General features: G+C 40.5%; 10 protein-coding genes. 6 read left to right on the top strand and 4 right to left on the bottom strand.

Features of this window, described 5'->3' with window-relative positions; genetic code table 11:
• Positions 1–472: 472 nt before the first annotated feature.
• From ltrA to VP98_RS15155, 5 genes are all read left to right on the top strand, one after another.
• Entirely contained in the window at positions 473–2,293 is a 1,821-nt protein-coding gene (ltrA, locus tag VP98_RS15170) for a group II intron reverse transcriptase/maturase (protein WP_046176251.1), read from the top strand.
• A 116-nt stretch (positions 2,294–2,409) separates the two neighbouring features.
• The gene (locus VP98_RS19290; RefSeq protein WP_052712265.1) at positions 2,410–2,868 is read left to right on the top strand and encodes a Y-family DNA polymerase; all 459 of its coding nucleotides are present in this window, start codon (positions 2,410–2,412) and stop codon (positions 2,866–2,868) included.
• A 24-nt stretch (positions 2,869–2,892) separates the two neighbouring features.
• The gene (locus tag VP98_RS19285) at positions 2,893–3,612 is read left to right on the top strand and encodes a DinB/UmuC family translesion DNA polymerase (RefSeq protein ID WP_156151411.1); all 720 of its coding nucleotides are present in this window, start codon (positions 2,893–2,895) and stop codon (positions 3,610–3,612) included.
• Between the two features lie 343 nt (positions 3,613–3,955).
• Positions 3,956–5,344: an aminotransferase-like domain-containing protein gene (locus VP98_RS15160; RefSeq protein WP_046176250.1), complete on the top strand. Its 1,389-nt coding sequence runs from the start codon at positions 3,956–3,958 to the stop codon at positions 5,342–5,344.
• 117 nt (positions 5,345–5,461) lie between these two features.
• The gene (locus VP98_RS15155) at positions 5,462–6,766 is read left to right on the top strand and encodes an MFS transporter (protein WP_046176249.1); all 1,305 of its coding nucleotides are present in this window, start codon (positions 5,462–5,464) and stop codon (positions 6,764–6,766) included.
• Between the two features lie 126 nt (positions 6,767–6,892).
• Here VP98_RS15155 and VP98_RS15150 read toward each other — a convergent pair whose 3' ends face one another.
• The 4 genes from VP98_RS15150 to VP98_RS15135 form a co-directional block, all read right to left on the bottom strand.
• Positions 6,893–7,576 (bottom strand): DUF4956 domain-containing protein, encoded by a 684-nt coding sequence (locus tag VP98_RS15150; RefSeq protein WP_046176248.1) that lies wholly within the window; start codon positions 7,574–7,576, stop codon positions 6,893–6,895.
• A gap of 41 nt (positions 7,577–7,617) precedes the next feature.
• Entirely contained in the window at positions 7,618–8,316 is a 699-nt protein-coding gene (locus tag VP98_RS15145) for a polyphosphate polymerase domain-containing protein (RefSeq protein ID WP_046176247.1), read from the bottom strand.
• 116 nt (positions 8,317–8,432) lie between these two features.
• Positions 8,433–9,677 carry a sensor histidine kinase gene (locus VP98_RS15140; protein ID WP_231584195.1) on the bottom strand — a complete coding sequence of 415 codons (1,245 nt, stop codon included), beginning with the start codon at positions 9,675–9,677 and terminating at the stop codon, positions 8,433–8,435.
• A 34-nt stretch (positions 9,678–9,711) separates the two neighbouring features.
• Positions 9,712–10,398 carry a response regulator transcription factor gene (locus VP98_RS15135; RefSeq protein ID WP_046176245.1) on the bottom strand — a complete coding sequence of 229 codons (687 nt, stop codon included), beginning with the start codon at positions 10,396–10,398 and terminating at the stop codon, positions 9,712–9,714.
• Positions 10,399–10,595: 197 nt separating this feature from the next.
• Between VP98_RS15135 and VP98_RS15130 the strand changes: the two genes are divergently transcribed.
• Positions 10,596–12,677, top strand: coding sequence for a carbohydrate-binding domain-containing protein (locus tag VP98_RS15130; protein ID WP_046176244.1), 2,082 nt, complete (start codon positions 10,596–10,598; stop codon positions 12,675–12,677).
• Positions 12,678–12,879 lie beyond the last annotated feature (202 nt).

Here is a 12,879-nt window from a genome sequence, read left to right as displayed (position 1 = left end):
TTTCACTTGACGGTTACAGACCAGCAAGGTCATTTGTGACATGGTCAAGGCTAAACTGCTTTAAATCCAGTTTCTTAGCTTGATAAGGTGAGGTATACGGAATTGCAGAAATTATGTGATTAAAGGCTAATTGACGCGTATACGAAAGGTATTAGAAAAGTTAGAGGCGAAGACTTTTCTACTCTTTATAACTTTCCTGCGTACTAGATAGTACGTTAAAGAAACGAACGGAAACCTAAATCACAATAATAGTACTAATTTAACTAAATGGGGATTACCTAAGCTGGAATGCTTAATAAGCTATGTGCAATGCCGCAAGGTGAGAAATTTCAAGGGAAGGACTCCCAAGAAAGATGGCACTGAATATCCAGTATGGTAACGGAGTTATCGTAGTAATCTGAGCAAGGGAAAGCCTTGTACATGGTGAAGGATAACAGGCTATTTGATTGATAAAAGAATGGAGGTATGCGAAATGCAGAACGCCGATACAATTTTATCGATATTGGAGAAACAAACAATTAATAACAAGGATTTTGAATACAAACGCTTATATCGAAACTTATTTAATGCAGACCTTTTTGTTAGTGCCTATGGCAATATTCAATCTAAACCAGGAAATATGACACCTGGGGTAGATAACAAGACTATAGATGGGTTCAAAATGCAATGGATAGAAGATACAATAAATCTCCTCAAAGAAGAAAAATACTATCCGTTGCCTGCTAGAAGAGTATATATTCCAAAAAAGAATGGTGGAAAAAGACCGTTAGGTATTCCTACCTTCATGGATAAATTAGTACAAGAAGTACTGCGCATGATACTTGAAAAAATTTATGAGCCGACTTTCGATGCTAATTCTCATGGTTTTCGACCAAAACGTAGTTGCCATACAGCCCTTTACCAAATTAAAAAATCATGTAAAGGTACAAACTGGATTATAGAAGGTGACATCACAGGCTGCTTTGATAATATCGACCATGAAATACTCATGAAAATCCTTTCAAAAAGAATCAAGGATGGCAGGTTTTTGGAATTAATACGACGATTCTTAAAAGCAGGTTATTTTGAGTTTCAGAAAAAAAGAAATTCAATATCTGGAACCCCACAAGGCGGAATACTCAGCCCATTATTGGCTAATATCTATCTTAACGAACTAGATATATATATGAATAAAGTGTGCACACAATATAACAAGGGAGCAAGGCGAAAACAAAGTCTCGAATACCATAGGATGGTTTGTAATAGACACAATTACCTCAAACGAGGTAAGAAGAAAGAAGCAAAAAGATTGCATAGAAAGATACTCCAGACCAATCCTGCTGACAGCTTTGATACTAACTACATCCGGGTAAAGTATGTTCGTTATGCCGATGATTTTTTGGTATGTATCATAGGAAGCAAGAAACTAGCAGAAGAGATTAAGCTCAGAATCACAGAATACCTAAAAAATAATCTAAAACTGGAGTTAAACCAACAAAAAACGTTTATTACGAACCTTAAAAACGAAAAAGTTAAATTCCTTGGATACGAGATAACTAAAAGTCAGGAAAATTCCTTGCAAACACGTGATGTTACAGGTCGGAAAAAGAGACATATAAACGGGTCTATACAACTTCTGGTTCCATGGCAAGTAATTACAGATAAATTAAAGCCCTTCAAAAAAGGAAAAAAAGCCATAGGATTTCCAGCCAGAAGAAATTTACCTGTCCTTGATATCATACAAACCTATAATGCGGAAATTAGAGGTCTATATCAATACTACTGTCTCGCGACAAATGTATCTAGGGAGCTTGCCAGATTTCAATATTATCACTACTATAGCTTGGCCAAAACGATAGCTGGCAAGGAAAATATTAGCGTAAAAAAGGTACATGATAAATATGGCGTCGAGATAGAACGAAAAGACAGAACCGGAACAAGGAAAATCATTGGATACACGTACCCTACTTACAAAGGTAAACGTACTATCACCTATTACAATGGTGGATTAAAAAAAGTTGACCGGCCTATCTCCGATATGTCTGACACCTTTGGGAACCATTTTAAAAGCGGGCAATTATTACAGAAGCTTGCAAGTGATTGTTGTGAATTATGCGGAACAAAAACCGAAAGGTTAGAAGTGCACCATATTAAGAAGTTAAAAGATATAAAGCGTAAGTATTCAAAACATGGGAAAAGAGTACCGGATTGGGTATTGCTCATGAGCGTTATTAATAGAAAAACTCTTGTAGTTTGTGAAGAATGCCATAAGAAAATACACAATGGCACTTTGAAAAAAAAGTTTCCCAAATAAATAGCTGGAAAGCCGTATACATTGAAAAGTGTACGTACGGTTTGGAGGGGAGTTCACAGAAACCTGCTAACGAAATTTAGTAAGGCGCTGGGTGCTTACCCTACAGTGTAGAGGCGGTGCGCCGCAGGATCCACCCGCTGCATGCCTATGTCATTGTGATCGCCCATAAAGAACGGTCCGGCTCTGTTGTATTGGCTGCCTCACCGCGGGTAAAAAAAGAATTCGGCATTCAGACGGGATCACGGAATTATGAAATACCCAAAGATCCACGCTTACTCATTGTCGAACCTTCAATGGCGCTTTATCTAAAAGTAAATAAAATGATCCTGGATATTTTTCGCCGCTTTGTAGCCGAAGAAGATCTGCATTGCTATTCCATCGATGAAGCGTTTCTAGATGTAACGGCTTCAAAAAGGCTCTTTGGAGACAAATTCACGATTGCCCGAACCATTCAGCGTACAGTCTGGCAGGAGCTGCGCCTGGTTGTCACCATAGGGATTGGTGACAATCCCCTGCTTGCGAAGCTGGCTCTTGATAACGAAGGGAAAAATGCCCCTAATGGGATTTCGTACTGATCGTATGATGATGTCTCAACGAAGGTGTGGGCGATTGACCCGATAACAGATATGTGGGGAATTTCCAACGGCTACGCCAGGGCCCTTTACAATATCGGAATTGAATCGGTAAAAGACCTTGCCCACGCAGACAAGTGGAAACTCAAGCGGAAATTTGGTGTGCTTGGGGAGCAGCTCTATTATCATGCCTGGGGAATTGATTACAGTATTATTTCTGAAAAAGTGGGAGCACGTGAAAAATCCTTTTCCAAGGGGCAGATTCTGCTGCGGGATTACGAAAGGGAAGAGGAGCTTATCATTGTCATTAAAGAAATGACAGAGGATGTAGCGATGCGTCTGCGCCAGCATGGGACTGCTGCAGCGGGGATTGCGCTTGACATATCGTATAGCCGGGATATCGAGGAACGTGGCTTCAGGCATCAAATACTCCTTCCGAGGAGCACAAATAAGACAGCTGAGCTGTGTGAACACTTTGTGCGGCTGTTTAAACGGTATTGGGACGGGCAGCCGGTGCGCCAAATCCATGTCGTGTGCAGTAAATTGCAGCCTGCCGCACATGAACAAATGGATTTATTTACACGCCCTGAACTCGATGAAAGGCGCTACATTCTAGATGAAACCATCGATCAAATACGTGGCCGTTTTGGCAAAAAAGCGATTTTTCATGCGTACAGCCTGATGAAAGGCGGTACGTATCTTCAGCGAGCCGGGCATATTGGAGGGCATAAAGGAGTTTCTACTTAATTCCACATAAGGGTACTAGCATTTAGCTAGCACCTTCTTTTGGTCGTTACATATATACTTACATTTGCTGTTTAAACGCCTTGTTAAAAATTTATTGATAAAAAAACAATTCCTAGAAAAAATGATGTATCGTTATTAAGTAGCCGAGACACTTTTTTACTAGTCTTTAAAGAAACTGAGGGATTTTGTACTAAAGAGTGAAAAACTTGTGAAGAAATACACTTAAACGAACGGGCGGGTTTGTTCAATAAGAGTAATTAGCAACATCTATATACTACGCGAGAATCATAATTGCTTTTATAAATAAAGTAATCATATAATTTGTTTAAAAAAGGTGTTATCTATGCCGATTAATTCTTTTGAAAACTATCCGATGAGCTGGAAGCCATCCATTGATAAAACCAAAAAGCCAATTTATCAAGTACTCGCAAGGCATTTGGAACAAGATATTATAAACGGGGTTTTATTACCTGGAACAAAACTTCCTCCACAGCGAGAATTGGCCGATTATTTAGATTTAAATTTGAGTACCATTTCAAAAGCGTTTAAAGTGTGTGAGTTAAAGGGCTTATTAAGTGCAACTGTTGGAAGTGGCACATTTGTATCGTATGATGCGCTATCGAATGCGTATTTACTTGAAGATACAAAGCCGAAGCATTTAATTGAAATGGGAGCCACACTGCCAGATAATGGTTCTTACGAGCCACTATTACTCCAGCTAAAAAGTATGCTGCAGGAGACAGATTATGAAAAATGGTTTGGTTATGACCGGGCAGGCGAAAGCCTTTGGCAAAAGGATGCAGCGATAAAGCTAATCCGAAGAGGTGGATTTGAAACAACTGTTGATCACATTTTATTTGCAAATGGGGGTCAAAATGCGATTGCTGCCACACTGGCAAGTCTTTGTAAGCCTGGAGACCGCATTGTTGTTGACCAGCATACGTATCCAGGCCTGAAAACTGTTGCGGCGATGCTTAATGTTCAAATAGTACCGATAAAATCAGAGAACTATGAAATGAGTCCAACGTCTTTTGAATATGCGTGTAAAAATGAAAATATTAAAGGTATTTACTTGATTCCAGATTATCATAATCCGACAGCTTCCTTTATGTCGGTCGAGAATCGCAAGATGGTGGCAGCCATTGCCAAAAAGTATAATCAGTTCATTATTGAAGATGGGTCGTACCACCTTCTGAGCGAAAAACCAATGCCAGCAGTCGCATCGTTTGCACCGGAACAGGTTATCTACATCGCAAGTTTATCTAAATCATTAGCGCCGGGCTTACGACTAGCCTATGTAGTAGTGCCGAGTCAATTCAAGGAGCCCATTTCAAAGGCACTTTATAACTTAAATATAACAGTGTCTCCATTATTAGCTGAACTGACAGCGCGCACGATTGTATCAAATCAATTTGAAGCCTTAATTAAGGGTCATCGGGAACAAACCATTCGCAGAAACCAAGTCGTAAATCGATATTTGGGTGACTATACGTGTTTAGGTATTGAAACAGGTATCTTTCGCTGGCTGTTATTACCGGGCAGGATTACAGGTGCTGAATTTGAAAGGTTAGCTGCACAGCAGGGGGTGCAAGTTTACGCAGCTGAACGTTTTGTAGTTGGAAATAGTTGTCCAGAGCGGGCGGTAAGGGTTGCTGTCTGTGCACCAAAAACGCTCGAAGAGCTTGAGCAGGGACTGATGATCCTTAAACGTTTGCTGAACGATCTTACCTGATATTGTTTGCCATACAATTATAATATTGTATGGCTTTTTTGTGCGTGTTATGATGATTCAAATCTAGTTGAAGGAGTATAAGAAATAGGATTAGCTTTTAAAAAGGGAGGTTAAATGATGTTGCATAAAGAGAATGTAAAAGCAGTAGACGCTCAATCAGCTTGGCTACAAAGCTACATTGGCTCTTCAGAAAAACAACAACAATTATATAAAAGAACATTAATGGTTGTGATCATATCCCAAATTTTTGGAGGAGCAGGACTCGCAGCAGGAATAACAGTGGGAGCACTTCTAGCCCAGGACATGTTAGGGACAGATAGTGTAACCGGTATTCCAACGGCGTTGTTTACTTTAGGATCTGCAGCGGCCGCACTGATTGTGGGAAGACTTTCTCAGCGATTTGGACGCCGTTCTGGACTTGCGGCTGGATTTTTGGCTGGAGGGATCGGTGCCATTGGAGTAGTCGTTTCAGCATTAACAAATAGCATTTTGCTTTTATTTATTTCACTTCTTATCTATGGGGCTGGATCGGCTACAAACTTACAAGCACGATATGCAGGAACTGACTTGGCCAGCTCCACACAAAGGGCAAAGGCTGTGAGTATAGCCATGGTTTCCACTACATTCGGTGCTGTTGCAGGGCCAAACCTGGTGGGTGTAATGGGTGAGTTTGCTGTATCCATAGGAATTCCTGCTTTAGCGGGTCCATTTATATTAGCTGCTGCAGCTTATATACTTGCTGGTTTGGTTCTATTCATTTTCCTTCGTCCTGATCCCTATATAGTAGCAAAAGCTATAGCAGATGCTCAAAGAATAACCCGTAATGTACTTTCAGAGGAAAACTCTCATTTGGCATCGATAAACAAGCGAGGCATTTTTGCAGGAGCTGCAGTCATGATTCTAACTCAATTTGTGATGACTGCCATTATGACGATGACACCTATACATATGAGGCACCATGGACATGGTTTGAATGAAGCAGGACTTGTCATTGGATTTCATATAGGGGCCATGTTTTTACCTTCGTTAGTAACGGGTTATCTTGTTGATAAAATTGGCCGTGTTGTTATGGCTGTTGCTTCTGCCATTACACTGCTTGTTTCTGGCATTCTAGCCGCTATGGGCCCTGCTGATTCGATAGCAGTACTCATTGCAGCACTTGCTTTGCTTGGTCTTGGCTGGAATTTTGGTTTAATTAGTGGCACAGCCATTCTTGTAGACGCAACCCCGCTATCTACCCGGGCTAAAACACAGGGTTCTGTAGATGTTTGGATTGCTTTGTCAGGAGCATTGGGAGGCGGCTTATCTGGCATGGTTGTAGCACATTCTAGTTATGCAATCCTCTCGATTACTGGCGCTGCTCTTTCATTACTGCTCATTCCAATTGTTGTTTGGGCCTCTAACAATCAGAATAAAGTTTAATAAAATAAGGAAAGCTGAAAATCCAAGGTGTTTTTAGAGTAAAGTAGATTTGAGTCAATAATTTTTCGTGTCCAAATTATTGACTCAAATACACACCTTTTTTGAAACACTTATTTTTCTCTTTGATTACGCTGTAAAGTTTCCATCATAACTTAACATCACGGCGGACTTTACTCCAGCCATGTCTGAGATGCTGGTAATAAAATTCATATCGGTTTCCTTTACGCGCACTTCATAAGTAATTTCATAATCATATCCGTTGATGACGGATTTTGACTTAACAAAATATTTTTTTACACTGGCAGAAATAACATGATCCAGTGATTTTTCAATGGCATTGTCTTGATACTTTACGATTAATAAATAAGGATTCTCAATCTTGATCCGATTAATAAAGATAACTAATACCAATCCAATTAAAAGAGAACCGAATACGGCTAGAAGAATAAAGCCTGCTCCGCATAATATCCCCGCAACGATTGTCCAAAAAAGATACACAATATCCATAGGGTCTTTAATAGGCGTCCGAAACCGTACAATCGATAATGCGCCAACCATACCAAGCGACAGAAGAACATTTGAAGAAATCCCGATAATAATTAAAGCTGTGGCCATGGACATGACAATCAGTGAAATATTAAATGTATGTGAGTAAATAACACCCGAGAAGGTTTTTTTGTAAACAAAGTAAATAAACAGCCCAATGCTGAATGCTGCCAGCAAGCCGATCAGTGAATCGACAAGGGAAAAGCTGCTTGTATTCTCCAAAAACTTAGATTTAAAAATATCACTAAAATTAGTGGTTTCCATTTTTTATTCCTCCAATAATGTAAATTGCTTGATCGGGCAGGTTACCCGTACATTCTGCTGATTTGATATTTTGAATAAGCGCCTGCTTTCATGTCGCTTACTTGCAGCAGCTGCTTAATGACAGTGGGCAGAAACTCATCAAATTTGACTTCAAGGACCACAACGTCTGGATTGGTTTCCACCATCACAATATCCGAATTTAAAACATCGTTATTCCGAAGGCTCGTTTTAATGGAACTGTCAAAAGTGACCCGGACGTTGCCGTATTTGTATATAAATACTTCTCTCTCATAATCTACGACGGTAATGGGCTTTAATTGAAGCAGGTTCATTTGCCAGTAAAGGTCGCGGATCAAAGATCTTGCGTCATTTTCCATCCAGGAGATGTCCCCATGCCTGATTTGCTCATACTCTTCGGCGGTGATTGGGCATTTTTGTTTGTACGTCAGGTTATTGCGCTTGCTCTTTTTTTCTAAATTTAAGTAATCCGTATTGAAGTCATACAGCCTGACCCGGAATTTATCACGTTCAAATAATCCTTCTTTTTTTTGGATCAACACTTTATTATCAAGGTTGTCAAAATACACACTGCGGATTAAATAGGTCCCATTTTCCCCGGCGTGAGGATCCACTTCCATGTAATGCTTTAATTTATTGCGAAGAAGGTAGCAGTCTGCTTTTGACATCTCATGCTTTAATTCCCTTCGTCCCTTTACATTGTTCAAACTCATCGCTTCCATATGCCTGTTCTCCTTTGCTGTTCAACTTCCTTGAAGCCTATTATTCGAGAAGAACCTTAAACAAACCTTAAAATAGTTAATTAAAATAAAAAAAGAGATCACACATCGGTGATCTCCTACTTTGGAAGCTTAACTTTAAAGGTGGTTCCCTTGTTTTGATTCTTTATCACTTTAATACTCCCGTTGTGCTTGGTTACAATCCATTGGGCAATCGATAATCCCAGCCCCATACCGCCGGTTTCTCTGGATCTGGCCTTGTCTTCACGGTAAAACCGTTCAAAAATATAGGGAATATTCTCTTCTTTGATTCCCATTCCTGTATCACTGACTTCAACGATAACCTTATGATCTTCTCTGTATGTCTTCACACCAATACTGTCGCTTTCACTTGTGTATTTTAAAGCATTATCCAGTAAAATAACCAGCAGCTGATGAAGCCGTGTTTCATCAGCTTCTATAGTAGAAGGGCAATTTAAATTCAGCCAAAAATGCTTGTCCTGAGACTCGGCAATTTCCCTATAAGGAGCACATACCTTCTCCACAAAAGAATCCACTTCAACCGGCTGCTTCACAAGCTGCGTTTCCGCTGAATCAGCTCGTGCCAGGGTTAACAGGTCTGAAGTAAGTTTTGACAATCGCCTTGTTTCAGACAGGCTTAAGGCGATATTTTCAAATTTGTCTGCGATTCTTTCCTGCGGGGCAGTCAGCAGCAGTTCCAGCTTATTTTGAATGATTGTGAGCGGAGTCCTCAGTTCATGCGAAGCATTTTCAACAAATTCTGCCTGCTTATTCCATGATTGAATGATTGGCTTTATCATCTTCCCTGATAAAATAAAACTGGCTAAGATAGAGAGAACAATAAAGACGATTGAGCAGATCGTGATCAATCTTTCGAAATTAGAAATGATGGTCTGTTCGGCGTCCACATTGATCATAAGCTGTGTATAAGCAATGTCATCCCCCTCATTGTTATCCTTAAAAAGAAGATACCGGAAAGGATAAAGGTTATGAATGGTCGTCATCGTGATGTTGTCTATTGTTGTTTTGTCTAATGTATAGTCTTGAAGATAGTTTTCATAAAACAATGTTCCGAGTTCATTTTCATTTAGAATATTTCCATCACGATCCCAATGAATCGTGATGATTCTGGGATTGAGATTACCTCTTTGTCTTTCATTGAAGCCGGGCTCTTCTTTTCTCACAGCAGGCTTAAAGCCGGTAACAGTATCGTCCGTCATCCTTTCTTTAAGCAACAACAGCTCTTCGTCTGTTTTAGAGAATAAGGTGCTTTGAACCTCGCTGAAAATGATAATGCTAAAAATCGTAAAAATAACAGTAAAAGCCATCAAGTTGAATAGCATGAATTTTAGCTGCTGTTTTTTGAAAATGGTTTTATTAAACATTTCCTTCACCAGTGTCGGTCAGCATATACCCCAGGCCGCGAAATGTTTTGATATATTGATCATATCCAAACGTTTTAAGGCTTTTTCGTAAATTGCTGGCATACACTTCGACCACGGTGGTAGAAGTATCGGATTCAAAGCCCCAAATCCTATCAAAAATCTGCTCTTTTGTTAAAATTGTATTTTTATTGTTGATCAAATACTCCAGCAGGTCGAATTGTTTTCCGTTTAACTTAATTGGTTCCCCGCCCAATTCTGCCTTCTTGTTTTTAATATTTAATTTTAAGTCTTTAAAAGTAATAACATTCTCTTTCAGAAACCCGCCGGATCTCCTCACCATGGCCTCGAGACGCAGCAGCAGCTCTTCCCGGTGGAACGGCTTTACTAAATAGTCATCGGCACCAACTTTAAAGCCCTGAATTTTATCATCAATCCCATCCTTTGCTGTCAGCATAATGACAGGAGTCGTAATGTTTTGTTTTCTTAATGCCTTCAGTACGTCATAGCCGTTCATATGTGGCAGCATGATATCTAAAATAATGACATCGAAGATATTCTGCTCTGCAAGAAATAACCCTTCTTCGCCATCAAATGCCTGCTCCGTTTCGAATATTTCTTTCGTTGTTTCACAAATGGACTGGGAGAGATACTTGTCATCTTCAATAATTAATAATTTCATATTCTGTTCTCCTTTTTATCTATCTCCTGTTAAACAGATACGTTAGATTATAGAGTCAATTCAAACAAAAGCAACTATTTCTTTTTCTGCCCTTTTTTAAGGTTTGTTTAAGGTTCATTCTCAATAATGGGACTCACAAGACCATTACAAACTTAAAAAACATTAGCCAAAATGTTTATTTAAAAAAGGAGCTACCCATGAAGAAACGTGATTCTAAATTTATAAAAGTAACAGCTTCTCTTATGTGTACGGCAATTTTATTTGCCTGCAGCAATGGAGAAGACAAGGCGACTCCAACCAATGACTCACTCGCAAAAGCCGAGAGCTTAAGTACGATTGGCAATCAGGATATAGCCAGTGTAATCAGTGAGAAGGTAACCTACTCTGATGAGGATCTTTACAGCAAATGGGACAATGCCACATCCATTAAATTAGATGGGAGCAGCGCAAGCTTTGAGGGCGATGGCGGTGTGGTGATTGATGGAAATATCATCACGATCAGAACTTCTGGTGTGTACACGATCAGCGGGAAACTGGATGATGGACAAATTATCGTAGATGCAGAAGATGAAGGGGCTGTCAGGCTCATTTTGAATGGAGCAGAAATTAACTCTTCTTCCAGTTCACCTGTCTATGTAAAGAAAGCTGAAAAAACAATTGTGTCTCTTGAGGAAGGTACAGAAAACCTTTTAACAGATGGAGAAAAATATGTTTATGAGGATTCAGAGGAAGATGAACCGAGTGCTGCCTTGTTCAGTAAAGGCAACCTGACGATCAACGGCAGCGGGAAGTTAGTGATTCGCGGTAATTATAATGACGGGATTGCCTCTAAAGACGAACTGAAAATTACAGGCGGAACGATCGAGATTGAAGCTGTTGATGATGGAGTGATAGGCCGGGACCTTCTAGCCGTTAAAGAAGGAAATATCAGCATTAAAGCGGGCGGAGACGGTATGAAATCCACAAATGACGAAGATACTTCAAAGGCAGTCATTGCCATTGAAGGAGGGACCTTCAACATCACGGCAGCTAACGACGGAATCCAGGCGGAGACTTCGCTATTGGTCGCAGATGGAAATTTTACTGTTTCATCCGGCGGAGGAAGCCCGGAAAGCATAGCCACCAAGGAAGAAAGTAAGCAGGCTCCGGGAGAAACAAGTACAAGCACAGCTAGCTCTGCAACTGAGACAGAAAGCACGAAAGGATTGAAAGCGGCTGTGGAAGTGGCCATCGGAGGTGGAAGCTTTAACCTGAATTCATCTGATGATGCCATTCACAGCAATAATTCCATTACCATTACAGGTGGAGACATAAAAGTAGCCTCGGGTGACGATGGAATCCATGCGGATACCTCCATTCTCACGAAGGGCGGAAACATCAATATTACAAAAAGCTACGAGGGAATGGAAAGTAAAACCATTACGATTGCAGATGGCAAAATTCACGTAAAAGCGAGTGATGACGGTATCAACATCGGCGGCGGCAATGATGGTTCAGGCATGGATATGGCACAGACAGATGCTGAAGATAACCTCCTTTCCATCAATGGCGGCTATGTGTATGTTGACAGCGATGGCGATGGACTGGATTCCAATGGTTCTATCTCGATGACAGATGGGACGGTTATTGTTAGCGGACCAACCAATGGTGGAAACGGAACACTGGATTATGACCAAAGTTTTGAAATGAGCGGTGGCTTCTTGATCGGTGCTGGAAGCTCAGGAATGGCTCAGGCCATTTCTGAAGAATCTACACAAAATGGCATCATGATGACTTATTCGGAAACACAATCGGCAGGCACTCTCCTTCATCTTGAAGACAGCGAAGGAAATACAGTTGCGACCGTTGCACCGGAAAAAGATTATCAGTCGGTCGTGATCAGTTCACCTGAACTCACAAAAGATGCTTCTTATACTCTTTATACTGGAGGAACATCGACTGGGACGGAAAGTGATGGCCTTTTTGAAGATGGAGACTACCAAGACGGAACAAAAGTAGTCGAATTTACGATTTCCGATGCTGTTACATGGGTCAATGAATCAGGGGTTACAGAAGCGGGAAGCACTGGTGGAGGTCCTGGTGTTGAACCTGGGGTTGGCAGAGGCGAAGGAAAAGGCGGTATGTTTGCCGATTTGAATGAAGAAACAAGAGAGAAAGTTCAAAGTATCATGGAAAAAGAAAGAAGCGGCACTATTACCAGTGAGGAAGCCCAACAACAGTTGGCAGATCTGGGAGTGGAAATGCCTCAGGGACGGGGAATGCAGGAACAAAATCAGTAATAAGAGGATAAGGCAGGCAGGAAGTATTCATAAAAGAAAAAGGCCTCTCGATTCGAACTGCACCCCAATTGTTAGTCACACTTAACAATTGGGGTGCAGTTCTTTAATGGAAAAGTATTCATTTAAGTTGAAATTACAAGCTGTCCTGATTTATTTAGAGAGGAAGGCGACATTTTAAGAAAATACAAAGCAGGTTAATATC

This window comes from Domibacillus indicus, assembly GCF_000970685.1.
GTDB lineage: Bacteria > Bacillota > Bacilli > Bacillales > Domibacillaceae > Domibacillus > Domibacillus indicus.
This window is presented reverse-complemented; position numbering and strand designations above follow the sequence as displayed.

Bases quoted from the DNA above. Each gene is read 5' to 3' on its own strand.
- ltrA (WP_046176251.1), top strand. From the start codon at position 473: ATGCAGAACGCCGATACAATTTTATCGATATTGGAGAAACAAACAATT.
- VP98_RS15160 (WP_046176250.1), top strand. From the start codon at position 3,956: ATGCCGATTAATTCTTTTGAAAACTATCCGATGAGCTGGAAGCCATCC.
- VP98_RS15155 (WP_046176249.1), top strand. From the start codon at position 5,462: ATGTTGCATAAAGAGAATGTAAAAGCAGTAGACGCTCAATCAGCTTGG.
- VP98_RS15150 (WP_046176248.1), bottom strand. From the start codon at position 7,576: ATGGAAACCACTAATTTTAGTGATATTTTTAAATCTAAGTTTTTGGAG.
- VP98_RS15145 (WP_046176247.1), bottom strand. From the start codon at position 8,316: ATGGAAGCGATGAGTTTGAACAATGTAAAGGGACGAAGGGAATTAAAG.
- VP98_RS15140 (WP_231584195.1), bottom strand. From the start codon at position 9,677: ATGCTATTCAACTTGATGGCTTTTACTGTTATTTTTACGATTTTTAGC.
- VP98_RS15135 (WP_046176245.1), bottom strand. From the start codon at position 10,398: ATGAAATTATTAATTATTGAAGATGACAAGTATCTCTCCCAGTCCATT.
- VP98_RS15130 (WP_046176244.1), top strand. From the start codon at position 10,596: ATGAAGAAACGTGATTCTAAATTTATAAAAGTAACAGCTTCTCTTATG.